The following is a 25,338-nucleotide window of genomic DNA, read 5'->3' as shown; positions in this document are numbered from 1 at the left end:
CGGCGGACCGGCACCGGGAATCGCGGGTTCCCGGCCTGGTGGCGGCCCGGTCGCGGCCTGGTGGCGGTGCCCGGACACGGCCTGCGAAGATCCACTGCGCGGGCCCCTGGGGCGACCCTCCCGCGAGGCACCTCGTACGGCATGGCAGTCTTAGAGCTGCGCCATGCCGACGTGGCGCGCAGGAACTGACCGAAGTTCGGGCGAGGAGCGGGCACAGTGCAGCGCTGGCGTGGCTTGGAGGACATCCCCGAGGGCTGGGGACGCAGCGTCGTCACCATCGGCTCGTACGACGGAGTGCACCGCGGCCATCAATTGATCATCGGGAAGGCCGTCGAGCGCGCCCGGGAGCTGGGCATCCCGGCGGTGGTCGTCACCTTCGACCCGCACCCGAGCGAGGTCGTGCGGCCCGGCACCCACCCGCCGCTGCTGGCTCCGCACCACCGGCGGGCCGAGCTGATGACCGAGCTGGGGGTGGACGCGGTGCTGGTCCTCCCGTTCACCAAGGAGTTCTCGAAGCTGGCACCGGCCGACTTCGTGGTCAAGGTGCTGGTCGACAAGCTGCACGCACAGCTCGTCGTCGAGGGCCCCAACTTCCGCTTCGGGCACCGCGCGGCCGGCACGGTCGCCACCCTCGCCGAGCTCGGCACCACCTACGACTACACCGTGGAGGTCGTCGACCTCTACGAGCGCGGCACCGCCGGCGGCGGGGAGCCGTTCTCCTCCACGCTCGCCCGCCGCCTGGTCGCCGAGGGCGATGTGGCCGGGGCGATGGAGGTCCTGGGGCGGCCGCACCGCGTCGAGGGCGTCGTCGTCCGCGGCGCCCAGCGCGGCCGCGAACTGGGCTTCCCGACGGCCAACGTGGAGACCCTGCCGCACACCGCGATCCCCGCCGACGGCGTCTACGCGGGCTACCTCCAGGTCGGGGGCGAGGCCATGCCGGCCGCGATCTCGGTCGGTACGAACCCGCAGTTCGACGGCAAGGTCCGCACGGTCGAGGCGTATGCGATCGACCGTGTCGGCCTGGACCTGTACGGCCTGCACGCCGGGGTGGACTTCGTCGCCTACCTCCGCGGCCAGGAGAAGTTCGCCACTCTCGACGCGCTGCTGGAGCGGATGGCGGTCGATGTGAAGCTGGCCCGCGAGCTGATCGCGGAGGCGGGCCGGGGCCCGGTGGCCTAGGGAGCCCTAGAGCCGCTCGCCGCGCCAACTCGGCCGGTTTCGGGTGGAGTTCGGCCGAGAGCGGTTCACTCGTTCGACGTATGCCGTGATACGGCGATGTATGCCGTGATACGGGGCGGGGCCCGGCACTCACTGTACGAGTGCCGGGCCCCGCCCCGTATGGCTGTGTATGTCCGTGCCGCCGGGGGCACGGACACCACGCCGGTCTCACTGCGGAGGCGGCTGCTGCTGCCAGCCCGGAGCCAGGCCGGGCTGCTGTTCCGGCTGCGGGGCGTCCGGGGCCGGCTGTTGCTGCTGCCAGTGGGCCGGCGGCTGAGCGGGCGGCTGCTGCTGCCAGCCGCCCTGCTGCGGCGGGTAGCCGGCCGGCGGCTGGACGGGCTGCCCCTGCTGCTGCGGGTAACCCTGCGGCGGCTGCTGGCCCTGCTGCGGGTACTGCTGCTGGGCGTACGGGTCGGCGCCCATCTGCTGCTGGGCGTACGGATCGCCGCCCATCTGCTGCTGCGGGTACATCCCCTGCGCCTGCTGCTGCCGTGCGAAGTCCTCGGCCACCAGCGCGGAGAGGTTGAAGTACGCCTCGCGGGTCTTCGGCCGCATCATGTCGAGGTCGACCTCGGCGCCGGCCGCGAGGTGCTCGTCGAACGGGACGACGACCACACCGCGGCAGCGGGTCTCGAAGTGCGACACGATGTCCTCGATCTTGATCATCTTGCCGGTCTCGCGGACACCGGAGATGACCGTGATCCCGCGCTGCACCAGGTCGGCGTAGCCGTGCGCGGACAGCCAGTCCAGGGTGGTGCTGGCGCTGCTCGCGCCGTCCACGGACGGGGTGGAGATGATGATCAACTGGTCGGCGAGGTCGAGCACTCCGCGCATCGCGCTGTAGAGCAGACCCGTACCCGAGTCGGTGAGGATGATCGGGTACTGCCTGCCCAGGACGTCGATCGCCCGCCGGTAGTCCTCGTCGTTGAAGGTCGTCGAGACGGCCGGGTCGACGTCGTTGGCGAGGATCTCCAGACCCGACGGGGCCTGCGAGGTGAACCGGCGGATGTCCATGTAGCTGTGCAGACGCGGGATCTCCTGCACCAGGTCACGGATGGTCGCACCGGTCTCGCGGCGCACCCGGCGGCCGAGCGTGCCGGCGTCCGGGTTGGCATCGATCGCCAGGATCTTGTCCTGCCGTTCGGAGGCCAGAGTGGCGCCCAGCGCGGTCGTGGTCGTCGTCTTGCCGACGCCGCCCTTGAGGCTGATGACGGCGATGCGGTAGCAGGACATCACCGGCGTACGGATCAGCTCCAGCTTGCGCTGCCGCTCCTCCATCTCCTTCTTCGCGCCCAGCTTGAACTTGGACGGCTGGGCGTTGGCGCCCGGCTTGCGCTTCTTGGGCTGGTTGCGCAGCAGCCGGTCGGAGGTCAGCTCGACGGCGGCGCTGTAACCGAGCGGCGCACCCGGAGCGGCCCGCTGCGGCTGCTGCTGACCGGGCTGGGAGTACGACGCGTAGTTCGCCGCCGCGTTCGGGTCACCGGCGCCGAACTGCTGCCCGGGGAGCGGCTGGTACTGCTGCGCCGGCTGGGCCTGCTGGGCTTGGGGGGCCTGTGCTGCCTGCTGGGCCTGCTGTGCTTGTTGGGCCGCTTGCGCTGCCTGCTGCTGGTCGTACCCGGGCTGGGCCTGCTGACCCTGCTGCGGGTAGCCCTGTGGTGCGGTCTGCGGATAGCCGTACGCGGGCTGCTGCGCGGGCGCGTTGGGGTTCTGCGGCGGCTGCTGGGCCTGCTGCTGCGGGTAGCCGTAACCGGGCTGCGGATAGCCGTACGCGGACTGCTGACCGGGCCCGCCCTGCTGCTGGTGCGGGAAGCCCGCCTGCTGCTGCGGCTGACCCTGCGGATAACCGGCCTGCGGCTGCTGCGGGACGGACGGCTGCTGGCCCTGCTGGCCCGCCTGGTGCTGCTGGCCGGGCTGCGGCTGCGCCTGCGCCATCCGCGGGTCCGCGGGCTGGAACTCGGGCGGCAGCGGCGGCAGCGCGCCCTGTCCCGGTACGCCCTGACCGGGCACGCCCTGCTGCTGCCCTTCCGCCGCGGCACCCCAGGGAGCACCTTGCTGGGGCACGCCCTGCGGGGGCACACCCTGCGGGGGGACGCCCTGCTGAGGAACCGCCTGCTGCGGTGGCACACCGTGGGGAGCGGCCTGCTGCTGCGGCACGCCCTGCTGCGGGACGGCGGGCTGGGGCATGCCCGGCTGCGGCTGGCCCTGCGGGGGCTGTGCGGGGTGTGCGCCCTGTGCCGCGGCGTCGGGTGCGGGCTGGACCGGGGGAGCGGCCTGGGAGACCGGTGCGGCGCCCTCGACGGGTGCCTGCGGAGCGGGCGCAGCCGTCTCCGGCTGCGGTGCCGGTGCGACCGGTGCGGCCTCCGGCTCGACGGTCTGCGCCGCCGCCTCCGTCGCCGCCTCCGGCTCCGTGCCGCCCTCGTCCTCGTCGTCCCAGAGCGACGCCGACGGATCGACACCCGTGCCGGAACGCCTGTTGCCGCCCTCGGCGGCGTCGTTGCCCGGGGCGTTGCCCCCGGAGTCCCCCGAGTCTCCCGGGCCCACCGAAGCGTCGCCGCCGGAAGCCTCGTGCGCGGCCGGCGCGGCCTGCGAGTCCGCCTCCGGCGGGGCCGGCGTGACCGGCGGAGCCATCGCGGGCGGCGCGGCGTCACCCGTCTCCTGCGGGCGCAGCGTCGGGAAACCGGGCGGTGCGGCATCCACGGGCGCCGGGGCCGTCGGTGCGCCCTGCTCCGGAACTCCCGGTACCGGCGCGCCCGGTGCGGGACCGGTCAGCGGCAGGCCCGTGGGCGGCCCGGGGGGCTGTGGCCCGGTCGGCGGTGCGGTGGGCGAAGGCGCAGGAGAAGCCGCGGGGGCGGCGGGACTCGCGCCGCCGCCGCTGGTGTCGTTGCTCGCGTACCAGGCCGGCGCCGCAAAGTCGATCTTGAACTCACCGGTCAGGTCGAACTCGGACTGGTCGTCGTCAGGATCGTTTCCGTCCGGACGGAAAGCCTCCTGCTCCTTCACTGTGCCTCCTGGTGTACTGCAACGCACCTGAACGGCAGGACCGGATACAGGCGGATCGTTCGGATATAGCGGAAGTCGGAACACACCACCCGGGGTTGCGCCAACACTAACGTTCTCCATCCCCGTATCGGCTGCCGTCGTGCCGTGCTCCTGCGGCTCTGCCACACAGCCTAATCAAGAGTCGCCCCGTAACGGCAGTCGGTGTCATGGTGTCTTCAAGCCCCTTCGGCACGTTTACGGGCGCACCCGAGGGTGCGCCCGTAAACGTGCCGGGGCCGGCGGTCGCGTTGCCGTCGGACCGTCTCGCGTCAGTCCATCCGGCGCGGCCCGCCGAGCAGGTTGGTCTCCGCCTCCGTCGGCTGGGTCATGACGAACTGGTGGCCGCCGTCCCGCCGGCACCACAGCATCGCGTTGTCGCTGAGCGTCGGCAGCACCGCGCCGACCTGCTCCGGCAGCCGCATGATGCGCGTCACGACCTCCGCCTCCTCGGGCGAGAGCCGCTGCAGGCCGACCAGATCGGCCCGGCCGAGCATCTGCGGCGAGCGCGGACCGAGGAACGGCAGCAGGGTCAGCACCGACTGCCAGGGGCTCGGGGCGAGCTGATTGCGCGGCGGCCGCGCTCCCATGTCCCGTACGACCAGCACGGGGCTGGAAACCGACGGCCCCTGGGGCGCGATCTGGCGCACGTCGTGCACCGTCACGCACTGCTGGCCGCCGCCCGCGCTCTGCGCCATCTGGCCCCAGGCCGGCGGACGAGCGGTCTCGACCGCGACCCGGGCGCCGGTGGCGACCGTGCGCAGCGCCAGCACCTGCGCCATCCACACGCTGCCGACCAGCACGACCTCCAGCGGCGTGGGACGCAGCAGACTCAGCACGGCGGGCTGGTTCTCCGGGTCGATCCCGATGATCACGCCGTCGTCACCGACCGGCAGGGTCAGCGCGCCCAGCGACTCGGCCGTCAGCACATGCGGGCTGCGCCGCGGGCCGCGCAGGCCGAAACCGGGCCGGGGCTTCGGTCCGGCCGGCCCGGACAGCTCCTCGTCCGGACGCGGCTGGTGCGAGGGCCGCTGGCCGCTGCCGGGCCGGGCCAGCGGGGGATTGCGCCAGCCCTCGCCGCTGGTGTTGACGCGGGGCTGATAGGTGGGAGAGGCCATCAGCGGGTACCTCCGAGGGGGAGCGTGGCCAGCAGGCCGGGCAGCTGTTCGCGGTCGAGTCGTACGAGGCCGACCTTCACGGAACCGGAACGGTGCTCCAACTCGCCCTGCGCGGCGGAGAGTTCGTTCTCGCTGCGGGTGGACAGGCGGACGTAGCCCGAGATGGCCGGGGCGCGGCCGCTGCCGTGCGTGGCGGTCAGCGCGAAGGTGCTGGCCATCGCCCGGGTACTGGTGAGCAGCTGGGTGACGGCCGCCAGCGGCGCGCCGCCGGGGCCCAGCTGGGGCCAGCGTCCGATCCAGTACGTGGCGTGCCAGCGGTCGTCGCAGCGCATCGCGCGGGCGGTCTCCTGGGTGCGCCGGGCGGCCCGGCCGTCGCGCCCCATGGCGCCGCTCGCGGCCCGCGGGCTGACGCACACCGCGGTGCCGATCGCGGCCACGACTTCCCGCTCGTCGAGCACCCTGGCGCGTACGCCGTGCGCGGTGAGCCGGCTGACGAGCTGGTCGGCGGCGCGCAGCAGAGAGCGCTTGGCGCCCTCCATCCCGCCGCCGCGGGCCTCGATCGCCTCCGAGCACAGCTCCGGGTCGAGCTTCAGCGCGATCCAGGTCAGCTGGAGGGCCGGGGTCTGGGACTGGGCCTGCAGCGGGGCGTACGAGCGGGCCGCGACGGCCTGTTCGGGCAGGTGCGGCGCCGGGGCGGGCTGGGTGTACTGCACGAACTGCACCGACTCGAGGTGGATGTCCTCGATGTCCAGGGCGGTGTGCAGCACCTCCAGCGGCAGCATGTGGCTGCCGCGCTGCGGCCGCAGCGGCTCGTCCCGGGCGTCCACCTGCACGATGGCCGTCAGGAACGTCCCGTCGCCGACGAAACCGATGGCGCGCTGATCCGATTCCGTCGTGTACTCGAAGGTGCGCAGGGCCGGTTCGCACTCCACGACGGGCGCCAGCGCCGGGTCGACGCCCTGCGTGGCGGCGAGCGCGGAGCTGCTCTCCTTGCCGCGGCGCTTCATCGCCTGGACGGTCGTGATCCACTCCGGCAGCGGCACCTTGCGCCGCCTGCCCAGCGCGAAGGCGACCAGCAGCGCCGCCACGACGACGGCCACGGTCACTGCGACCGCGTTGTGCATCGCCAGGCCTACCAGCACCAGCGCGGCGGCGAGTTCGATGATGGCCAGCTGCTGTACGCGGACACCGCCGATCGTTCCGGCCTGCTGGCGCAGCCGCGGTGCCACCGGACCGGCCGGGCGGGCCGCGGAATCTCCGCCCCCATCTCCTCTGTTGCCCGGAGCTGTACCGTTTTGGCCGGCATTTCCCGCATTCTGCGGTGCGGCGGACGGTTGTTGCTGCTGATGCCGCCCATTGCGGCGTCGAGCCCTGGTGGCGCTGGACATCCCCCGGCCTGCTCCTCTACTGGTGATCTGGTACCGGCGATCCGGGCCTCTGGGCGAAACGGCCGCCGCTGAGACCGATTGCTCGGACTGATTGCTCGGACTGGTGCTTGGACTGACGCCTGGACTGGTGCGTGGGAAGGTGGCACCCGTACCGTACGGGTCGATCGACACACGGCATAGTAGAGGGCGCTACGGCGTGAGTGCCGGGGGCGGTTCGATGTGGATCCAACAGGCGGGGAGAGAAAGCGACAATGGCATCACGTCGGGACGAGCTGAATGCGTATTCGTTCGCTCGAAAGCGTACGAATGCGGCATTTTTGAAGCCGCTGCCGAACGGATCGATCGAGAGCGCCCCCCGGCCGCTCAAAGCGGTGGTGCCGAGCATCGTGATGGGTGTCCTCATCCTCGCGGGATTCGGCGCCTGTGGCATTATCAAGCCGGTTGCGCCCAAGGGATGGGACACGGTCGGGGCAAATGTCATTGTCGGGGACGAATCCACCACGCGCTATGTGGTCCTCAACAACACGGACGCCAATGGCCGTAAGCAGAAACTCCTGCACCCCATCCTGAACCTGGCATCCGCCAAGCTCCTTCTCGACCCCGACAAGTTCCAGGTCGTCAAGGTCAAGGAGGCCGAGCTGGACGGCAAGCTTCCGCACGGCCCGGCGGTCGGCATCCCGTACGCCCCCGACCGGCTCCCGACCGCCAAGGACGCGGACGCGCCGAAGACCTGGGCCGTCTGCGACCGCCCCGGCAGCGGTCAGAACAGCAAGCCCCAGCAGGCCGTGTTCGTGCTGGCCGGCAAGGACAGGGACGCCATCAACGACCCCAAGAAGGGCAAGCTCGACCTCCACCAGGCGCTCTACGTCGAGGACCCCAAGGGCCTGCGCTGGCTGGTCGACCAGAACGGCATGGCCTTCCAGTTCGACTCCTCGTTCGGCGGGAAGCTCGGTCCGAAGGGGGGACCGGAGAAGACCAACCGCGACCTCGAACGCATCGTCTTCGGGGAGACCGAGCCGCAGAAGGTCACCGCGGAGTTCATGGCGACCCTCATCCCGAGCCCGGTCCCGGTCGTCATGCCCGTCGTCCCCGGTGCGGGTCAGCAGACCCCCGTCCTGGATGTGCCGGACAAGTACCGGACCATCGGTACGGTCCTGCAGACCAACGAAGGCCAGCAGAAGTACGTCGTCATGGCCGACGGCGTCTACAAGGTCTCGAACTTCGTCGCCAAGCTCCTGCTCGAAGGGCAGAACGCGCAGGACCTGCACGCGGGCGGCGGAGAGCTCAAGCCCCAGGGCGTCTCCGCCGCGAGCATCTCCCCGAAAATGGACGAGGCGGGCCACGCGAAGTCCTTCATGGGCAAGATCCCGCAGACCGACATCGACATGCCGTGGCCCACCGAGGTCGTCTCCGCCGCGAACGACTTCAAGCGGGAATCCGGGAACGGCGGCCTGGGATCGTCCGCGGCCAACGGCGTCTCCTGCAGCGTCTACAAGGGCACCACCACCAAGTACCCGGGCGAGGCGAACAAGCTGCTCGGCTTCCCGAACGGTGTGCCGAACATGCAGACCTGGGCCGGCAAGGACTACCCGGCCAAGATCGCACCGGGCGCCAGCGCGTACGTCACCCCCGGCAGCGGCCTGCTGTACCGGGAGGCGGCCACCACCTCCGCGACCTCCGGCAGCCTGTTCCTCGTCACGGACACCGGACTGCGCTACTCCATCCCGGCCAACAACGACGGCGGCGACAAGGCGGGCAAGGCCGACCAGGAGCAGGGCAAGTCGCAGCTCCACCTCGGCTACAAGTCGGCACACCCGCCGATGATCCTCAAGGCGTGGTCCCAGCTGCTCCCCGCGGGCCCGATGCTGGACGTCCAGAGCGCACGGAAGCCGCAGAGCTCGTAGGGGCGGCGCCGGGAGGCCGTACGGGAAGTGCGGGAGGTGCGGCGACGACGCCGCACCTCTGGTACGTACCAGCCGTACCGAAATCCGTTCACGGGGATCCGGTTACACGGGTAGCGGTTATACGGGTAACGGGTAAGGCGTATCGGTACGGCTGGTACGTACGGCCTCCGCGCCCCGAGTTCCGATTCACCCGCAGCCTTCTCCCCGGCATGCGCCCTTCTCCACATGCGCCCTTCTCCACATGCGCCCTTCCCCGCATGCGCCCTTCCCGGCATGTGCCTTTCACTCACCCTTCTTCTCCCTTTCTCTCGCCTTTCCCCTCTGACCGATAGCGCCGCATCTGCCCGAATTCCATGAACGGCATTCCCCTGAGCGGGAGTTGCCTGTGTTGTGATCCCGTCACAACGGACGACCCGCTGTTGGGAACGGCGGTGCGGAGTGGGTAAAGTGGTCGGAGGCGTCAGCAGGAGATGCCCACCACGCAAGCCGGCTCGCCGGTGTCGGCGCGGTATGACGTACGAGCCTCATGGGGGACGTTGACTATGGCTGGTCAGCAGTACACAACCACCGAGGAGGAGATGGTCGCGTTCAGCGGCAAGATCGCCTCGGTCAATCAGTCGATCCAGGGCGAGATCTCGCGCTTGAACTCGGTCGTCGACACGATCACGTCCGGATGGAAGGGCGCTGCGGCCAACCAGTACAACCAGCTGCAGTCCCAGGTGAACGAAGACGCCAACCGGATCAACCAGCTTCTGGGTGAGATCAAGGAAGCGATCGACCAGACCACCCAGAACTACTCCGCCTCCGAAGAGGAGCAGGCGCAGTCGATCTCGCACATCTCCGCCTCGGCTTCCCCGTTCGGATGATGGGGCCGCGCCGCCAGCCGCGGCGCATGTGCCCGGCAGCCGCAGTGCGGGCGGCTCGGCGGACTCCGCCGGCGGCCCGCTGCGGCATGCGAATCGACCAGCTCATCAACTCCTGAGGAGACACCATGTCAGGCCAGATCCTCGTCAATTTCTCGACGATCTCGCAGGCCAGCTCCGACGTGCGGCAGACGGCCAACCGGATCCGCCAGCAGCTCGACGACCTCGAGGCCGGCGTCAAGAAGATCGCCGCCAGCTGGGAAGGTGCGGCGCAGGAGGGCTACCAGGCCCGCCAGCGCGAGTGGGACCAGCGCGCCGACCACCTGCACACCACGCTGGAGGCCATCGCCAAGGCGCTGGACACCGCAGCCCAGAACTACCAGGCCACCGAGTCCAAGAACGCCAACATCTGGGGCGGCTGACCGCAGGTCGGCAAGCTACGGATGGCGATCGGCTGAGCAGCCCCCGCGGCTCGCACAGTGGTCAATGAGGGCGAGCGCGCTGCACCAGTGCGCTCGCCCTTCTGCCGTCCACGCCACCGCTCCGCCGGGCCTCCGGCTCCTTCGTTCCGCCCCGCCCCCGCCCCTTACGCCACACATGGAGAGCAGACAACCCGTGGGATCTCGCGCCATTGGTCACCGAGCCGGGCACCGTCGACGAGCGGCGGGCGTACTGGCCACAGCGGCGTGCATAGTCGGCCTGTCGGCCGTCACTGCCGCGCCGGCGGTCGCGGACGAGAACATGCCGCTCAACAGCGGTGAATGCAAGTTCGGCTCGGACTACATCAAAGAAACCCCCTGGTCGCTGCAGCGCCTCCTGACGGCTCAGATGTGGGCACACGGCCAGGGCAAGGACATCCGGGTCGGCGTCATCGACACGGGCATCGACGCGGGCAACAAGCAGCTCGAAGGCGCGATCGGCGCAGGCGGCGAGAGCCTGGTCAAGGGGAAGCCGACCGACGACAAGGTCGGCCACGGCACCAAGGTGGCCGGCATCATCGCGGCCCGGCCCCTCCCCGGTTCCGGATTCTTCGGCATCGCCCCCGAGGCAACGGTCATCCCGTTCCAGCAGACTTCGGAGGAGAAGGCCGGCACCGCCGAAAGCCTCGCCAAAGCCATCCGGCAGGCCGTCGACGCACACGTCGACATCATCAACATCTCGCAGGGCACCGGGGCCGACCGCCGGCTCCTGCCCGTGCTCGAGCAAGCCGTCGCCTACGCCGAGCAGAAGAAAATCCTGATCGTCGCCTCGGCCGGCAATGGTGGTGCCGACGGCGGCGAAAAGAGCATGTACCCCGCCGCCTATTCGGACGACCACTCCAACGTCCTGGCGGTGGCGGCCTCGGACCGCAACAACGAGCGAGCACCCTTTTCCCAGTCGGGCAAGTTCGTCAACATCGCCGCCCCAGGTGTCGACATGGTCTCCACCGTTCCCGACGGCGGTAACTGCGTGGACCAGGGCACCAGTTTCGCCGCCCCGTACGTCACGGGCGCCGCGGCCCTGCTCAAGGCACGGCACAAGGACTGGACTCCGCAGCAGCTCATCTGGCACCTCGAGCAGACCGCCGAGCGCGTGAAGAGGGACCGGGACGACTTCATCGGCTGGGGCGTCGTCGACCCGGTGGCCGCCCTCAAGGACGACACCGCACCCACCGCCCCGCCCAAGCCGGGCCAGCCCTCCAGCGTGGCCGACGGCTCCAACATCCAGCCGGCCGCCGTCACCGCGGGCGAAAGCCCCGAGGACCGGCGCGCCCGCATCTCCATCTACATCGTCGGCGCCGGCCTCCTGGCGGTCGCCGCGGTAGTGGGCTCCGCCGTTGCGATGCGCGACTGGCGACGGAAGACTGGTTTGACAACACACGGGGAGGCTTAATCGTGGCTCAAGGGCAGTATCGCGTCGATCTGGACGAACTGGACCAGGTCATCAGGAAACTCAACCATGTCCTCAAGGAGATGGGCGACTCGACGAGCACAGCCGAGAACAGCACCTACCTTCCTCAGGGCTCCTTGGGCGAGGGATTCAAGGAAGCGACGGTGCTGTACGCCGCTCACGACAAGGTGAAGGCCGACATCCAGAAGATGATGAAGATGGTCGAGGGACTCGTGGACACGTTCGGCACGAAGTCGTCCAAGGTCAGGGGCGCGTACCAGGACGCCGAGGCGGACAATTCGATCAAGATGACTGGTCAGTGATGTCCGTCGGTGGGGCGAAGCCAGGCATGAGTCACGTTGATGGACTGGGGGACAGAAGATGACAGCCAAGGAAAGCGATTTCAATCCGGCAAAGGTCCAGGCACCGGAGCCACGTAAGAGGCCGGCAAAGGGGTCGGGTGCGGCTCAGGAGGTGGACCACGAGGTCATCGCGAGCCGTTCCCAGTTCACCGAAAAGGGGCTCAACGACCTGAAGGCGATGGTGGCAGGCGCCAACCCGGGTGAGGTCGCCAATGTCGCCAAGGGCTGGCGGGACGTTCGCATCGCACTCGTCGGTGAGGGCTGGGACGGCGGAATCAAGAAGAAGTTCGACGATGCGGTGACGAAGGTCCTGCAGACGTGGCACGGCTCTTCCGCGGATCAGTTCGCCACAGCGGCTCAAAAGATCAGCGAAAACTTCGCGAACCTGGCTCCGTACCCGCATAGTGTCGGCGAGGTCCTCAAGCAGATCGGCGAGAACCTCGGGGAAGTCCAGAAGTTCGTCGAAGACGTCAAGGAGCCGAGCGACTGGGAGAGCAAGAAAGACTGGCTGGCTGACAAGGCAAGTTCCGGTGTCGGCAAGGGTGCAGCAATCGGAAATACGATCCTCCCTGGAGGTGGCGGCGCCCTTGTCGGCGGTCTTGTGGGCGGAATGGTCGGCGGTGACGGGCGCGATGACTCGCAGCTGAAGGTTGACCTTCAGAATCCCAAGATGAGCATCTGGGATGCGATGAGCAAGAACCGTCACCAACTGTCGCTCGGCAAGGAGCGGCAGCTTGAGGCTGCTCATTACATGGAGCAGTTGGGGACGACGTACCGGGCTGGGGTGAAGGCTTTGGTGCCCCCCAGGGTCGATGAAGATCGGATCAAGGCGCCAGAGAATGGCCCTGACGGTGGCGGTATCCCCCCGATTGGTCCGTACGGACCTCCGCCCTCTGGGCCGAAGCCGGGTGTAGGTGGAGCGAAGATTCCCGGTATGAAGGGTGGGGGATACACATCTCCCCAGCCGATGGAAGCGCCGCGACCGAACGGCATCAACGGCGGTATCGGCAGTATGCCGACGGCACCGGCACCGCACGGCGGGTCCGGGGCCCCGCACATTGGAACTGGGCTTGATGGCCTGTCTGGTGGAAGTGCTCTCAAGACTGGCGGTGGTGGCGGGGGCATCAGCGGAGGCGTAGGCACCGGAGGTTTGGGTGCAGGCGCCGGTAGCGTTGGTGCAGGCTCAGGGGCTGGACCAGGTATCAGTGGCCCAGGCATGCCCGGAATGGTGGGCGGCGCTGGTGGTGCTCGTGCCGGCGGAACCGGGGGTGGTGCGGGTGCTCGTGCTGGTCGGGCTGGCATGCCAGGAATGGCTGGCGCTGCTGGTGCCGGCAAGGGCGCTGGTGCCAAGGGCGCAGGGGGCGCCGGACGCGGTGGTTCGCTTGCCCGCCAGAAGGGCGGCGTGATCGGTGGCCAGGCAGGCAAGGCCGGAGCAGGCACGCAGGGTGGCTCGGGGTTGCACCGCAGCCGTGGCGGTACGCAACAGGGTGCCACCGGTGGTCGCCGTCCGGCAGGAATGATGGGTGCTCCGGGCGCTCATGGCGCCAAGGGCAAGGACAAGAACAACGAGAACGGACAGCGTCCGGACTACTTGGTAGAAGATGAGGAGACCTGGACGCCAGAGCGTAATCTGGCGCCCAAGGTCATCGAGTAGGGACCTGCCGGTTGGGTATGAGCCGCTAGGCGGAAACAACGGGGCCCGCAGTCTTCGGGCTGCGGGCCCCAGCTTGCTACGGGAAGGTGTATCGGCATGAGCTTCACGCGGACGCTGCGTGCAGTGGGCAGCGCGGTGGCGGCGGGAGCGCTGCTCTTCAGCGCCGCCCCGACCGCTTTGGCAGACCAGAACAGGGACGACCAATGGCCACTCAAAGCGTTTGACGCTCAGAGCGTATGGAAGGAATCCACAGGAAAGGGCGTCACTGTCGCAGTAATCGATGATTCTGTCAACGGTAGCCACCCGGACTTGAAAGGTAATGTGCTACCTGGGAAGAATTTCGTCGACGGTGGGCGTGGCGACCAAAAGGGGACGCGTGATCATGGAACCGGCATGGCGTCTCTTATCGCTGGACATGGGCATGGTGCGGGGAACTCCGATGGGGTAATGGGGCTCGCCCCCGATGCGAAAATCCTTCCTGTTGCAGTGCCAGGAGGGGGAGATGACGCCAGCGGTAGCAGTGTTGGTAGCTGGGTCAGGTATGCGGTCGATCAGGGCGCGTCAGTCATCAACATTTCGCTCAACCCCTACTATGTTGGCGAGGCTGACAAGAGCGCGCTGGCATATGCGCTCGAGAAGGATGCACTGGTTGTAGTTGGTGCAGGAAACGATGGGCAGAGCAAGATCAGCGAATTGGCTTCTGTGCCTGGGGTCGTTTCCGTCGGGGCAGTGGATAAGGCTGGAAAGGTCTGGTCGAAGTCCAACTCGGGTAGCCAACTGATGCTTTCAGCCCCCGGCGTGGAGATCACGTCTGCTTCTGCCACTCCCGGTCTCTATCGGGTGGCTGACGGTACTTCTGACTCAACGGCGTACGTCTCGGCCGCTGCGGCACTCCTGAGGTCCAAGTTTCCCAATCTCTCCGCAGGTCAGATCGCCAATCGCCTCGTAAAGTCTGCTGGTCTGCCGCCTGGCAAGGAAGGTCTTAAGCTTCCAGACCCGCATTACGGGTACGGCTTCATCCAGCCACTGAAGGCACTGACTGCTGACATCCCGGCAGGCCCGAAGAACGGCCCGCTGAAGGCTCCTGAGGCCGGACCGGCGTCAAACGGCGGTGTGCCGAGCGCTCCGGGTGCGGGGGATGACCAGGCGAGCGGGCAGAAGGACAGCGGGCTCGGTACCGGTGCCATCGTGGGTATCGCAGCCGGTGTTCTGGTAGTTGTCGCGGCTGTTGTCGTCCTCGTCGTGGTGCGGCAGAAGAAGAACGGGCGCAATGGTCCGCCTCCCGGTGGCCCTGGAGGCGGCTTCGGTGGCCCCGGCTTCCCTCAGCAGCCCAGTCCGTATCAGCAGCAACCTGGCCCGTACCAGCAGCAGCCTGGTGTTCCGGGGGCATTTCCACCGGCTCCGCCCACCCAGCCACCGGGGCAGTGAGAGTACGGCGCGGTTCGTGTCTGATGCGGCCGTGAGGTAGGAGGCCAGAAGGACGCCTTGGGGTCCGCAGCATTTGTGCTGCGGACCCCAAGGCGTCAGGTCGCGCCCTTGGTGGGGGACGGTCCTGCTGTCCTTTTGGAGGACGCGAGACTGCTGCTGGCGCTGAACGCCAAGGGCCGTGGCGGGTTTTCCCCGGCGGCTCGGCGCTCCTACCGTGAGCGACCTGGCCAGGCGACCAGCCGCGCGACCGCGCCGAGATCGACGCGGGTCGTGAGCGTGTGGAGCTCGTCGGCACCAGGCCCTGGCAGCCCGCTCCGCCCACGTCAAGTTACGTGAAGCCACGAGCGATTGGTCTTGTGCAGTTCGGCCGGCAGGTGCTATCTCCGATTGATCGGCACTTCGTAAACGATCTCGCAGAAGGCAGTGGGCAGTACGATGTCCGCGGTCTCGACCGGCTGGTCGTCGTCGCTGTAATACGTCCGCTCGATGCGGGTGACCAGTGCGCCCCGTTGAATGCCGAGGAGGTGTGCTTCCTCGGCATTGCCGTTCCTGGCTCCGGCCGCTCCACGGCATGGCTGACCGTGATGCCGATCTCGGCCATGCGGCCGACCACGCCGATCCCGGCGTAAGGCCCGCCTTCGGCCAGCACTACGAGAGTGCTGGCCGTGAGGCTGTACGGCTCCCACCTGGTCGACAACGGGATGGGCTTGCCGTCAGTCAAGAACTCGTACGTCGTGCGGACGCAGAGGTCCCCTTCGGCGACGCCGAGTCGCTCAGCGATGGCTGCGGGGGGCGGGAATTTTGGCTTCGGTGCGGCTCTCCCAGGATCCGTGCTTCCCGAGAGCGGCCATGTCCGCGTGGAACGGGGGCCTTTTCCTCAGTGGAGAGGACACCGCCCTTGTCCGGCCGTACGTACTGCCCCCGACGGAACGCACCGTGCGGCGGCAGACAGCTACACGCCCGAGTGCCCCTCGATCACTATCAGCCTCTCGACCTCGCGGGGACCTGCTGATGCCGACGCGGCCGCAGTGGCAGGGGCGCCGCGGCACACCTGCGCCCGCACCCGCGCCGTACCGGTCGTCGGCCTTTCGCAGAGGCAGACATGCCGAGTGCAGGGAGGCTCAGCCCAGGCGCGCACCGCTCCTGCTTCCCGTGACGGATGAGCAGTGCGTCTGCCCGTGTCATCGCGTCGTCACCCCGCAAAGTCGGTGATCCGTGCGCATGCCAGCCAACCGTCAGCAGATCCGAGTGGATTCCCAGGAACGCCAGCTGCCGCGCCGTGGAGGCGACTCTCCTTTCCTCCTCGCGGCTCCTGCCCGGGACCGGGGAGGGGTGGGAAGCGATGCGTCCTCAGCTCCGATGGCAACGGCTTGCTCTCCCGGCTGGCTGACCGCGTCGAGGGCGAGTTGATGAGTTCGGCGACTGTGGTGCTGATGTGAGCCAAGGGGGTACTGGCCGCCCCGGACGCGGAAGCCCGGCTGATCCGTTTCGCTTTGCAGAGGGCGACGGAGTCACTGGACGATGCTCTGCGGATCGCCTGGAGCCGGGACGCGCAAGTCTCGTCCGCCGATGGCGACACGTCGGCGGACGAGGGTGAGGGCCTGCGACCACCGGCGTGGCCCTTCGGATGACGACCTCAGCGCGACGCCGGAAGAAACAGCCGCCAAGCCAAGGGCACCAGAGTCAGCGAGTGCACGAAGAGTGCAGTCTTCAGGGGCCTGCGGTGTACTCCCGCAGGCCCCTGAAGCTGTCCCGGTGCCGTGCGTCAGTGCCGGTCCAGCCGCCGCCGATCAGCGCCTCGGGGCGCGGCGGGGATCGAGGTCCCCGCGCCGGGCGTCCTCGTCGGGGTCCCGCTCTCGGACGGCCTGACGCTCCTGCGGAGACATCGACCGCCACTGATCCCTGAGCGGGGCCAGCCCCGCAACCAGCGCGCGGTTTCCGTCCGGGTCGTCCAGGGCGTCCTTGAGCTGAAGCCGCCCGCTGAGCATCTTCCGCGCCAACTCCTTCAGTGCGTCGGGTGCGTTGGAGTTGTCGCGAACTGCCCGGAGGGACTTGGTGAGGTGCTCGTTCTGTTCCTCGGTGAGGTCCTTTTCCTCGATGGGGTAGTCGCGCTCGCCGAGGGCACCGGAATCGCTGTGGTTGCTGCGCATTGTGGGGTTCCTGTCAGCCGAAGGTGTTACGGGCCCGTTCACGCTCGGCCTGGGCGCTGGGCGTATCCGGGGTCGTGGGCGGGGCCGGCGTGGGGGCAGGGGTGGGCCGGGCAGGAGCCGGGCGTTCGTCACCTGACGGACTCGGTGTGGGCGCCCCTCCCGCGTCCGGCGCTGGCTTGTCCTTTGTGACGGTTTCGAAGGCTGTCCTGGCTCCCCCGACCGCCTCGCTGTGTCCCTGACGCATCTTCTCGAAGCCTCCGGACACATCCCCCTGCGCGATCCTCCCAAGGCCCTCGCCCTGGTGATAGGCGCCGGCGGCGACCGCCCCCAGGCCCCCGGGTTTGAAGCCGTACTCGCCGTCCTTGTCCTTCGTGATTTCGCCGGCGACCGGCTTGAGTGCCGGATTGACCGCCGCCCGTCCCAGGTCCGCCCAGTTGGCGCCTTTGCCCTGGGCTATTTGCTTGCCGCCCTCCTTCGCGACCGCTATCAGGGATTCCTTCCCGATATCTTTGAGAATCTCCGTGACGGACTTGACCGCCTTCTGCTCCAGGGCTTCAGTGACCTTTGCGGCAATCTTTTGCCCGGCCTCCGTGAGCGCCCGCCGGACGAGCGCCCGGATCATCACGACCCGGCCGGCCAGAGCCGCCTCGGATGCCCCGAGGGTGATCGGGGCCGATGCCTGGGCGATGGCGAATTCGATGGCCAGATCGATGAGCTGAACGATGACATAGATCTTCAGCGCCAGCACGATCATCGCGCAGATATCGAGCAGGGCTGCCAGAATCTCGGCCGCATCTGACAGGGCGTCCAGGTAGCCCATACCCATGAGTCCGTCTTCAGTGAACTTGCCCCAGGCCTCCCCGAAGGCCTCGATGGCGTCACCCGAGTTGGAACTGCGCACCTCGTTGGCTGCGGACGTTCCGCTGTTCTGGCACTGCTGGCAGGCCTGACCGAAGGTGCGCCAGGTCTGCGCCGCCTCCATCATCTTGTCCTCGTCGAGGTTGGGCCACTCGAAGCCCAGCAGATCCAAGAGCCAGTCGAGCTCAGCAGGCAGCATGATGGACAAGGCGTACTCCCCCAGGAGCAAAGGTGTTGATGGTTGGCGAGACTCGAGTCGGGAAGAGCGGCTAGGAGTGGCCCCCGGGCACAGCCTTCGAGAGGGTTGTGATCTGCTCCTGCTCAGCGGCCGCGTACTCGTTGGCGGTCTGGGTGAGCTTCTTCCCGATTTCGCCGAGTTCGACCTCAAGGCGGGGCAGAACCTTCTGGATGGCCGCGCTCACTGGCTTGTAGCCGTCGAGGAGAGTCTTGACGATTTTGACGCTGTCCGTCCCCCAGCTCGTCTCGCACTCGGTCACCTTGCTCGAGAACTCCGTAGCTGCTGCACCGAAGTCGGCGGAGAGGTCCGCGAACCTTTTGCCCTGCTCCTTGAGAACGTCCACATCGATGTTGTAGCCAGAACTTGCCATGAGGTGCCCCCCGTCGCTCGCCTCGTTATGTGCTGCGCAAGCACATAGGATTCCGATAACCCTACAGGCGTACGGTCGTCGCCACCCGCACCAGGATGCATTTGAGACGCTGGTCAAGGGCGTGGGATGGACGGCGTGGACGTGGAGAACCGACGGTCGTCAAGAATGCTCGCGGCGACGCGGCTTCAGGGCCAGGACCCGCCGATGGGCTGGGCTGAAGTCAGTCCTCGCGCAGTTCCTACTTGGCCTGCATAGAGCCGGCTGTCCGTAGATCACAGAGGCGCACCAGGCGGACGCCGCAGAAGTCCTTGGGAAGGTCCGGCCCTGGACGATTGGGTCGCCAGTCGTCCGTACGGTCCCTTTCCTCATCCTTCGCCCAACGGTCGATCAGTGACCACGCGGCGAAGAGGCACCCGCCCAGCCAGCGGCGGACCAAGCGGGGCAGGCGGGGGCGGCTGCCGTCCGTGGCCGTGATCACGCGGGTGTGGGTGGCGAACTTGCCGAGGCTCGCGCCGTAGACGCGGGTCACGAGGACGTGGTTGAGGAAAGAGACCCCGAAAAACGCGATGGATATGGCGTATATCTGCTGCTGCACTCCGTCGGCGATGACAGAGGCGATGTATGCGGGGCACGCGGCCAGCGCGGCGTCGATTGCGACTGCCACGAGGTGGCGCCATGTATTAGTGGCCGCGGGCGGTATACGCGGCGCCGCCATAGGCGGCGTCGGCGGCTCGTACTGATGCTGGTGCTGATACGGGGTCGGCGGTTGCTGCTGATACGAGTACTGCCCGTACTGCGTCTGCGGCGGCGCAGCCTGCTGATACGGCTGCTGGTGGTGCTGCTCATTCGGTGGCGGTGGAAAGTATCGGTCGGACACGGATACGGATCCCTTCATACACGGGCCGGGGCGTCAGCCACGGGCGGAGAAGTGCAGGGAGAAGTCGTAGCACACGCGCTGGTGGGCCATCGGCGTCTTCACCGTGGTGTCCACACTTCCACTGTGCTGTCCACGTGGCCGCTGTGTCCACATGCCGAGGTCCTGTGCTGGGGAGGAGGCCCGGCACCGGGGCCTTGGCGCTGCCGCATGGCACGTCAGCTGGTGACACCACCGAGGCCGGGCACTTCAGCCCCGGACGTAGGCGTGCCAGCCGCCAAAGAATTCCTGGCGCTGGACTCCCAGGTGTTTCACGAAATGTTCGTGCGGCTTCACCGGGTTCGCGTACTCGGCCGTGACGAAGTTGAAGGTGGCCTTCTCGCCGTACCTGTGCACCATGTACTGGATCACCCGTCTGGCAAGTGCGTAGTTGGTATGGCGTTCCTTGCCGTTGGCCGAAGTTGTAACCGTTCAGGGGTCGTTCCGCCTCAGTCTTCGACTGAGGCGGCCGCGCTGCCACGTGGTGGGTGAGGTGAAGCGGCGCTGGGACGAATCCATGACGTTCTGGAACCGCCTACTGCGCGCTGTCCTTCTACTCGGCCTTGTGTTTCGGAAGGGCCAGGTTGACGCCGGCCTTCAGGGAGTCGTGACCCCCTCACCCCGGTGGAACTTTTCGTACACCGTCCGATCGGGCTCCAGCACGGTCAGTGCGCCCTTGGAGGTCCTGGAAGTGTCCGCTCCGCTCTTCTCCCAGGCCTCGACATCGTCGTCAGCGGCACGAGAAATATAGGGTGTGAACCGCTCCGTGTCCTTCCGGTGCTTCTTGTTCGAAACGACCAGCACGTGCGCCTGCTTGAGGACCGTCGATCGGGCTCGGTCGCACCGCGGAAGTCGGTGACCACCTGGTAGTTCTCGGGCCCCGAAAAGGGGCCTATTTTGAAGGCGCCTTCATCAGGTCGTGGAAGAGCCTCCTCGCGCGGTTCTTGATCTCTTGCCCCTGAAAGGGCTTCGGGTACGCCTCTTCGTATGTGTCCTTGAGGGACTTGGCGAGCGTGTCGAGGGCCTTGTCCCGTGCGGCGTTCGGCCGGCTCGTTCCGAGGCCGAGTGGGTCGGCGGGATCGTCCGGGGCGAGCTAGCACGCCGGGGAGCGGAGGGAAGGGGCGGGGAATGGCGGCAGGGCCGCTGCGGGGGACCAGGTGGTCGGGAGCAGCGGCCCTGGGGCGCTTGGTCGGGGCCGGGTGGCTTCGCGTAGCTGGGCGGGGCGGCGGTTCGGCAGGTGTGATGGGGCGGTCGTCGCCCGGTCAGCCGAAGACTGAGCGGACCTGTTCCTCGACGGCGGAGCGGGCGCCGTCCGTGACGTTCTGGTGGCGGGTGGCGGCGCCGCCGGTGCGCTGGTCGACCTGTTTCTGGGTCTGGTCGAGGCCGCGCTGGGTGAGGTCGTCCCTGGCGTGATCGACGTAGGTCTTGGGGTCGGTGAGGCTTTGGGCGCCTTCCTTGACGCCGTCGACATATTCGCCGGCTTTCTCCTTGCCGATGTCGGCGGTTTCGCCCCAGTCGATGCCGTCGCGTGCGCCGAAGTGGCTTTCGATGCCCTGCTGTGCGACGTTCTGGCCCATCTCCGTGGCGGCCTCGGTGGCCTTCTCCTTGGCCCCGTCGACGATCGCGCTCTTGGCGGTCTCCTTGACCGTGTCCTTGACCGTCTTCTTGGCGTAGTCCGCGACGACCTTTCGGGTCTCCTTGGACACCGCCTTCTTGGCCAGTTTCTTGAGGGCGTCCTTGGTGGCGTGCTCCATCGCCTTGGTGGCCGCCTCCATGACCTCGCGCTTGATCTTCTCGAGGATCTCGCGGACCATCACGCGGGTCGCCTGGGTGGCGCCGGCCGCGCCGAGTTCCGACAGGCCCAGGGTGAAGGGAGCGGCGGCCTGGGCTGCGATGAGCTCGGCAGCGAGGATGACGAGTTGGGTGATGACCGCGACCTTGCCGGCCAGTACGGCGATGGCGGCCGCGTCGAAGGCGATCGCGATGGCCTCGGCGGCCATGGCCGCGTCACGGAGGTAGTTGTCGCCGCTGTCCCCGCCGCCGGTGAAAGTGCCCCACTCGTTGGTGAAGCCCTCGATCGCTTCGCCGGAATTGGCGGAGACGACTTCATTGGACGCCGAAGTGCCGGACGACGCCGCCTGGTTGACGGACTCGGCGAAGTTGCGCCAGGCCTGGGCGCATTCGTGGAGCTTTTCCTCGTCGGCGTTCGGCCAGTTGTATCCGAGGAGATCCAGCACCCAGACGAGCTCGCCTGGCAGCATCAGTGACACAGTGGTCGTCCCCCGTGCGGTTGTGGCGGGATGGTGGGTGGAGTGGAGGGTGGGGCCGGCCGGGCAGGCCGGGTGGGGCGGCGTGGAGTGAAGTGAGGGGCGGGCGCTCTCGCCTTCACGGGAAGGCAGTGCCTCAGATGGCCGGGCGGCCCACGGCGCTGATGGTGTGGATGTTCTGTTCATCGGAGTCGGCGTACTTGCGGGCCATGTGCTGGAGCTTGTCGCCGATCTCTTCGATTCGCTCCCCCAGGGAGTCCATCGACGTGAACATACCGTCCCGGATGGGCGTGTAGATCGTGTCGAAGATCGTTCCGAAGTCGCAGTCGTTCCAGGGGTCCCCGAGGGACTTGAGGTCATCCTGCAGTTTCTTCGAGGCTTTGGAGAAGTCGTTGCCGATGTGGACGAACGCATTGCCTTGTGTCCGCAGTACATCCGGATCGACATCAAATGCCTTGCCCGACACCAAGACCCCCGGTATTTCCGCCTGCCGCGTAGCGCATTTGCCACGTCTATCCCTCTCAGTTTAGGCGGTCTGCGCGCGGCCGTGTCAACCGCGAGGGGGCGAGGCGGGAGAAGGTGTCGGGGGTGTGGAGTGGCGTGGAGGAGATGTGGAGTTGGGCCGGAAGGAGATTGTGGACTTTTTTGAATAATTGGGGCATTGGGGCATTGGGGCATTGGGGCATTGGGGTATTGGTGCGGTGGGGGGGAGGGCTGATGCGTCAGTGCCGTATGCCTCGGCTGGGTTGCGGGGCGGGTGGCCTGTCTCGCCTGTCTGGTCGGGCTCGGCTGCCTGCTCGTCGGCTTCGGGCCGTTCCGGAGGCGGTCGTTCAGTGGCTTCGAGGTGGTGGCTTCGAGGTGGTCGTTCGCGGTCGTTCGCGGGGTGGTGGCGCACCGCCGCGCGCGGCGACGGCTCGACGGGGCGGACGCGTATGCGCGATGCCGTGGATCGGTGCGTCACCAACGTGAGACGCCCTCTTAAGGGCGGAATGTTGTCTTTGCGGTAGCTGGGAATTGATGGTGCGGTGCTCCGCCTAAGAGATGGGGCACCGCACTGCTGTCCGAAGTCATTGCTAGGATCGGCCTTTGGCCGCACGCTCACAACGAAAAATGGGGGGAGACCTGTGGCGGAGCAATTCACCGCTGCCCAGGAGGCGCTGCGGAAGTTTGCCAAAACTTCCGAGCAGCGCGCCGAGAAACTGCGGGCGATCCGTAGCAGCCTCGCTTCGCACTCGGTGCACCGAGAGGCTTTCGGGAAGCTGCCGGAGTCGGACGAGATAGCCAAGGACTACGAGGACCGGCAAGAGCACGTTCTGGAGGCGCTGGAATCCCTCGCCACGCTGGAGGAGAAGATCGGCGAGGCCGTCACCGACACGGCGCAGTCCTACCAGAGCAGCGACGACGAGACTGTCTCGGCCCTGCGCAACGTGCACTCGGGGGGCGGTAGTCGATGAGTGGTCCCGCGTCGACGGCGGTCAGCGCCTATAACAAGGTCAACGACTGGATGAGCGGGATGAGCGATGTGGTGGACAGCATCATGCGTCCGCTCGTCGAACCGCTCGCCGACCAGCTGGAGTGCGTGACCGGCGATCCGGAAACGCTCAAAGAAGCGGCCAAGTTGTGGCGGGAGAAAGCGTCCGAGTTCCGGGAGATCGTGGCCGACCAGCGCCGTGACCGCGCGGATCTGTCGCACGAGTGGACCGGCCCGGCCGCCGAGGCGTTCCAGAACCACCTCGCCGAGCTGGAAACCGCCATGGAGGCGGAAGCCGCGGACATGGACTCCACGGCCGATGTCCTGGACCAGGCGGCCGAGCAGGCCCAAATGGCTCAGGAGATGGTCGAGGCCGTCATCCGTGAACTCATCGAGTGGGCCCTGATCACGCTGGCCGCGGCGGTGGCGCTGTCCGTGGTGACCGCGGGTGTGTCCATGGCGGCCGAAGCCGCGATGGCCGCCACCGAGGCGAGCGTCGCCACGTCCCGGATCGCCAAAGTCGTGTACGACCTTGCCGCGGAACTCAAGAGCCTCGCCAATATCCTGAAGATGCTCAAGCAGGCCAAGAAGCTGTCCAAGGTCAAGCGGTACAACCCCTTGACGTGGAAGCACATCAAGGAGGCCGGCGAGGCGGAGAAGTTCGCCATTTCCCAGGGCGCCAGGATGACGCACAAGGCGATCAAGCACGGCGCCAAGGGTGTGATGCACGGTCTGGGATTCACCGGGAACCCGGTGGGCGCCGCGGCGCAGCCCGTCATCAGCCATGGGATCGACGAGGCTGCCGAGAAGATCGACGAGGCGCTGAGCGGCAAGCAGGCCCCGTCCGGTGCGGGCGGCAGTGGCCAGCGCACCGCCGCTCCCGGCAGCCACCATCTGCCGCCGGTGTCGGACTTCGACCCGGCGCCCGTCGCGCAGGATCCGCTGAGCCGTTACCGGGATCCGGCGGTTGAGAAGGATCCGGCGCCCGTCGCGCAGGACCCGCTCAGCCGTTACCGCGAACCGGCGGTCGAAAATGACCCGCGGTTTTTCCCGCGCCCGGCCGCAGCCCAGCAGCCCCGCGATCCCGACAACCCGTTCGGCTGACGCCCGCATTCGACGAGAGGAGTCGCGCCGTATGAAGCCCGAGTACCGCGATTGTTTCCTGCCCTTTCTTCATCCAGGCGAGAGGCTGGTCATCGCCTGTGACTACTGGCCCAATACGGCGCTGCCCTCTGTCCCGGCCGAGCTGCGCACGCCGCAGGGCCCACCGGCTCAGTCGAAGCTCGAAGAGCGGGTACGGGGCGTGTTGGGCAACGCACTGGGCAAGGTGGCCCGTCCGCTGGAGGCGGTGACCGGCAGCCGCTTGGTCAACAACCCGCTCACTCGGGCCGCGGGGCGCGTCGGGGATCGGATCGAGCGCACCACGGATGCCTTGGACCATGCCGCCGACCGTGCCGTCGAGAAGGCGATCTGGGGCACGGTGATGGACGGCGGCTGGCAGAGCATGGCCGGGCGCTTCCTCGTCAATCTGACCAACGCCGGCGGTGATCCACGGCGGCAGGCGCTGACCGACCGCCGGTTGATCCTGCTCGTGGATCACGGCACCGGCCGGCGGGATGCCGCCCCGCAGTGGGCTGTTGGATCGGCGGTGCCCCGGCCGAACATCGCCCGTATCGACCCGCACCCCAAGGCCCTGGCGGCCCGGGGGCGGTTCGATGTCACGTTCGTCGACGGCTCATGGATCGCCCTGGGCAGCGCGGTGCGCGCACATATGGAGGCGTTCGTCGCCGCCGCACACCGAGGGGGATGATGCGCTCATGAGCGAACGCGCTAAGGAAGAGTCAGAGTCCCGTGAAGAGCCCGTCTCCGAGGGAACTGGGGACCCTGAAGCAGCTGAGGGACCCGAGGAGACTGAGGGATCCGAGGAGACTGAGGGCCGCAGTGGGCTGACTCCCCGTCAGGCGCGGCGCATACGCATCGTCCTGGCCTCGGTGCTGATGGCCGCGATGGCGGCGGTACTGGTGGTGCGCCTGGCATCGCGTACGTCGGTACTGGTGGTGGGGGTGTACGGAGCCGCGCTGGTGCTCTGCGGCGTGGTGATCGAGCTCAGCCGGCATGGGCGTACCCGGCTCGGCACCTGGCTGCTCGGCATCGGGCTGGCGGCCGCCCTGACCTCGGACTGGCTCCTGTTGCCCTGAGGGCGATTCTTGCCCTGGGGCCGGTTGTTGCCC

22 protein-coding genes and 1 pseudogene are annotated in these 25,338 nt (G+C 68.1%); 12 read left to right on the top strand and 11 right to left on the bottom strand.

The window, feature by feature from the left end; all coding sequences use genetic code 11:
• Positions 1-216 precede the first annotated feature (216 nt).
• On the top strand, positions 217-1,179 hold the full coding sequence (locus AZE13_RS26085) for a bifunctional riboflavin kinase/FAD synthetase (RefSeq protein ID WP_066936916.1): 963 nt from the start codon (positions 217-219) through the stop codon (positions 1,177-1,179).
• 207 nt (positions 1,180-1,386) lie between these two features.
• Here the strand turns inward: AZE13_RS26085 and AZE13_RS26080 are convergent, their stop codons facing one another.
• From AZE13_RS26080 to eccE, 3 genes are all read right to left on the bottom strand, one after another.
• Positions 1,387-4,218, bottom strand: a complete 2,832-nt coding sequence (locus tag AZE13_RS26080; RefSeq protein ID WP_066936913.1) for an SCO5717 family growth-regulating ATPase — start codon at positions 4,216-4,218, stop codon at positions 1,387-1,389.
• A 308-nt stretch (positions 4,219-4,526) separates the two neighbouring features.
• Positions 4,527-5,372, bottom strand: a complete 846-nt coding sequence (locus tag AZE13_RS26075; RefSeq protein ID WP_066936911.1) for a hypothetical protein — start codon at positions 5,370-5,372, stop codon at positions 4,527-4,529.
• Entirely contained in the window at positions 5,372-6,601 is a 1,230-nt protein-coding gene (gene eccE, locus AZE13_RS26070) for a type VII secretion protein EccE (RefSeq protein ID WP_066936908.1), read from the bottom strand. The genes AZE13_RS26075 and eccE overlap by 1 nt, the downstream gene beginning before the upstream one ends.
• A 410-nt stretch (positions 6,602-7,011) precedes the next feature.
• On the opposite strand from eccE, the gene eccB reads away from it, so the two are divergent.
• From eccB to AZE13_RS34415, 7 genes are all read left to right on the top strand, one after another.
• Positions 7,012-8,664, top strand: a complete 1,653-nt coding sequence (eccB, locus tag AZE13_RS26065) for a type VII secretion protein EccB (protein ID WP_066936905.1) — start codon at positions 7,012-7,014, stop codon at positions 8,662-8,664.
• A gap of 542 nt (positions 8,665-9,206) precedes the next feature.
• Entirely contained in the window at positions 9,207-9,530 is a 324-nt protein-coding gene (locus AZE13_RS26060; protein ID WP_066936902.1) for a WXG100 family type VII secretion target, read from the top strand.
• 125 nt (positions 9,531-9,655) lie between these two features.
• A complete protein-coding gene (locus AZE13_RS26055; RefSeq protein WP_066936899.1) occupies positions 9,656-9,949 on the top strand; it encodes a WXG100 family type VII secretion target in 294 nt (97 codons plus the stop codon).
• A 319-nt stretch (positions 9,950-10,268) separates the two neighbouring features.
• Positions 10,269-11,399 carry a type VII secretion-associated serine protease mycosin gene (gene mycP, locus AZE13_RS26050; RefSeq protein WP_258528000.1) on the top strand — a complete coding sequence of 377 codons (1,131 nt, stop codon included), beginning with the start codon at positions 10,269-10,271 and terminating at the stop codon, positions 11,397-11,399.
• 2 nt (positions 11,400-11,401) lie between these two features.
• Positions 11,402-11,719 (top strand): hypothetical protein, encoded by a 318-nt coding sequence (locus AZE13_RS26045; RefSeq protein ID WP_066936893.1) that lies wholly within the window; start codon positions 11,402-11,404, stop codon positions 11,717-11,719.
• A gap of 58 nt (positions 11,720-11,777) precedes the next feature.
• Entirely contained in the window at positions 11,778-13,412 is a 1,635-nt protein-coding gene (locus AZE13_RS36450) for a WXG100 family type VII secretion target (RefSeq protein ID WP_147264724.1), read from the top strand.
• A 96-nt stretch (positions 13,413-13,508) separates the two neighbouring features.
• Complete coding sequence (locus AZE13_RS34415) at positions 13,509-14,840, top strand: S8 family serine peptidase (RefSeq protein WP_079124375.1); 1,332 nt, start codon at positions 13,509-13,511, stop codon at positions 14,838-14,840.
• A gap of 377 nt (positions 14,841-15,217) precedes the next feature.
• Here AZE13_RS34415 and AZE13_RS34410 read toward each other — a convergent pair.
• The 8 genes and pseudogenes from AZE13_RS34410 to AZE13_RS25985 form a co-directional block, all read right to left on the bottom strand.
• Positions 15,218-15,853 (bottom strand): annotated as a pseudogene (locus tag AZE13_RS34410) (UTRA domain-containing protein).
• Positions 15,854-16,630: 777 nt separating this feature from the next.
• Entirely contained in the window at positions 16,631-16,990 is a 360-nt protein-coding gene (locus AZE13_RS26015; protein ID WP_066936875.1) for a hypothetical protein, read from the bottom strand.
• Positions 16,991-17,003: 13 nt separating this feature from the next.
• The gene (locus AZE13_RS39090) at positions 17,004-18,056 is read right to left on the bottom strand and encodes a hypothetical protein (RefSeq protein WP_066936872.1); all 1,053 of its coding nucleotides are present in this window, start codon (positions 18,054-18,056) and stop codon (positions 17,004-17,006) included.
• 61 nt (positions 18,057-18,117) lie between these two features.
• Positions 18,118-18,429, bottom strand: a complete 312-nt coding sequence (locus AZE13_RS26005; protein ID WP_147264723.1) for a hypothetical protein — start codon at positions 18,427-18,429, stop codon at positions 18,118-18,120.
• 265 nt (positions 18,430-18,694) lie between these two features.
• On the bottom strand, positions 18,695-19,171 hold the full coding sequence (locus tag AZE13_RS37115; RefSeq protein ID WP_258528006.1) for an RDD family protein: 477 nt from the start codon (positions 19,169-19,171) through the stop codon (positions 18,695-18,697).
• Between the two features lie 408 nt (positions 19,172-19,579).
• Complete coding sequence (locus AZE13_RS37110; RefSeq protein WP_181690449.1) at positions 19,580-19,729, bottom strand: hypothetical protein; 150 nt, start codon at positions 19,727-19,729, stop codon at positions 19,580-19,582.
• A gap of 902 nt (positions 19,730-20,631) precedes the next feature.
• Positions 20,632-21,630, bottom strand: a complete 999-nt coding sequence (locus AZE13_RS25990; RefSeq protein ID WP_107288446.1) for a PE-PGRS family protein — start codon at positions 21,628-21,630, stop codon at positions 20,632-20,634.
• 142 nt (positions 21,631-21,772) lie between these two features.
• Positions 21,773-22,102, bottom strand: coding sequence for a WXG100 family type VII secretion target (locus AZE13_RS25985; RefSeq protein ID WP_258527999.1), 330 nt, complete (start codon positions 22,100-22,102; stop codon positions 21,773-21,775).
• A gap of 658 nt (positions 22,103-22,760) precedes the next feature.
• On the opposite strand from AZE13_RS25985, the gene AZE13_RS25980 reads away from it, so the two are divergent.
• Genes AZE13_RS25980 through AZE13_RS25965 form a run of 4 tightly spaced genes read left to right on the top strand, consistent with a single transcriptional unit; the run spans position 22,761 to position 25,305 of the window.
• Entirely contained in the window at positions 22,761-23,090 is a 330-nt protein-coding gene (locus AZE13_RS25980) for a hypothetical protein (protein ID WP_066936852.1), read from the top strand.
• On the top strand, positions 23,087-24,211 hold the full coding sequence (locus AZE13_RS25975) for a WXG100 family type VII secretion target (protein WP_066936849.1): 1,125 nt from the start codon (positions 23,087-23,089) through the stop codon (positions 24,209-24,211). Before AZE13_RS25980 ends, AZE13_RS25975 begins: the two co-directional genes overlap by 4 nt.
• Positions 24,212-24,242: 31 nt before the next feature.
• Complete coding sequence (locus AZE13_RS25970; protein WP_066936847.1) at positions 24,243-24,917, top strand: hypothetical protein; 675 nt, start codon at positions 24,243-24,245, stop codon at positions 24,915-24,917.
• Positions 24,918-24,924: 7 nt separating this feature from the next.
• Entirely contained in the window at positions 24,925-25,305 is a 381-nt protein-coding gene (locus AZE13_RS25965; protein WP_079124372.1) for a hypothetical protein, read from the top strand.
• The last annotated feature ends 33 nt before the right edge of the window (positions 25,306-25,338 follow it).

This window comes from Streptomyces sp. NBRC 110611 (assembly GCF_001590865.1).
In the GTDB taxonomy this organism is placed as follows: Bacteria; Actinomycetota; Actinomycetes; order Streptomycetales; family Streptomycetaceae; genus Streptomyces.
The sequence above is the reverse complement of the archived record's forward strand: the minus strand, read 5'-3'. Positions and strand labels throughout refer to the sequence as shown.

Bases quoted from the DNA above. Each gene is read 5' to 3' on its own strand.
- AZE13_RS26055 (WP_066936899.1), top strand. From the start codon at position 9,656: ATGTCAGGCCAGATCCTCGTCAATTTCTCGACGATCTCGCAGGCCAGC.
- AZE13_RS26015 (WP_066936875.1), bottom strand. From the start codon at position 16,990: ATGCGCAGCAACCACAGCGATTCCGGTGCCCTCGGCGAGCGCGACTAC.
- AZE13_RS37115 (WP_258528006.1), bottom strand. From the start codon at position 19,171: ATGGCGGCGCCGCGTATACCGCCCGCGGCCACTAATACATGGCGCCAC.
- AZE13_RS34415 (WP_079124375.1), top strand. From the start codon at position 13,509: ATGAGCTTCACGCGGACGCTGCGTGCAGTGGGCAGCGCGGTGGCGGCG.
- eccB (WP_066936905.1), top strand. From the start codon at position 7,012: ATGGCATCACGTCGGGACGAGCTGAATGCGTATTCGTTCGCTCGAAAG.
- AZE13_RS25975 (WP_066936849.1), top strand. From the start codon at position 23,087: ATGAGTGGTCCCGCGTCGACGGCGGTCAGCGCCTATAACAAGGTCAAC.
- mycP (WP_258528000.1), top strand. From the start codon at position 10,269: ATGCCGCTCAACAGCGGTGAATGCAAGTTCGGCTCGGACTACATCAAA.
- AZE13_RS26060 (WP_066936902.1), top strand. From the start codon at position 9,207: ATGGCTGGTCAGCAGTACACAACCACCGAGGAGGAGATGGTCGCGTTC.
- AZE13_RS36450 (WP_147264724.1), top strand. From the start codon at position 11,778: ATGACAGCCAAGGAAAGCGATTTCAATCCGGCAAAGGTCCAGGCACCG.
- AZE13_RS25965 (WP_079124372.1), top strand. From the start codon at position 24,925: ATGAGCGAACGCGCTAAGGAAGAGTCAGAGTCCCGTGAAGAGCCCGTC.
- AZE13_RS25970 (WP_066936847.1), top strand. From the start codon at position 24,243: ATGAAGCCCGAGTACCGCGATTGTTTCCTGCCCTTTCTTCATCCAGGC.
- AZE13_RS37110 (WP_181690449.1), bottom strand. From the start codon at position 19,729: ATGGTGCACAGGTACGGCGAGAAGGCCACCTTCAACTTCGTCACGGCC.
- AZE13_RS25990 (WP_107288446.1), bottom strand. From the start codon at position 21,630: ATGCTGCCAGGCGAGCTCGTCTGGGTGCTGGATCTCCTCGGATACAAC.
- AZE13_RS26075 (WP_066936911.1), bottom strand. From the start codon at position 5,372: ATGGCCTCTCCCACCTATCAGCCCCGCGTCAACACCAGCGGCGAGGGC.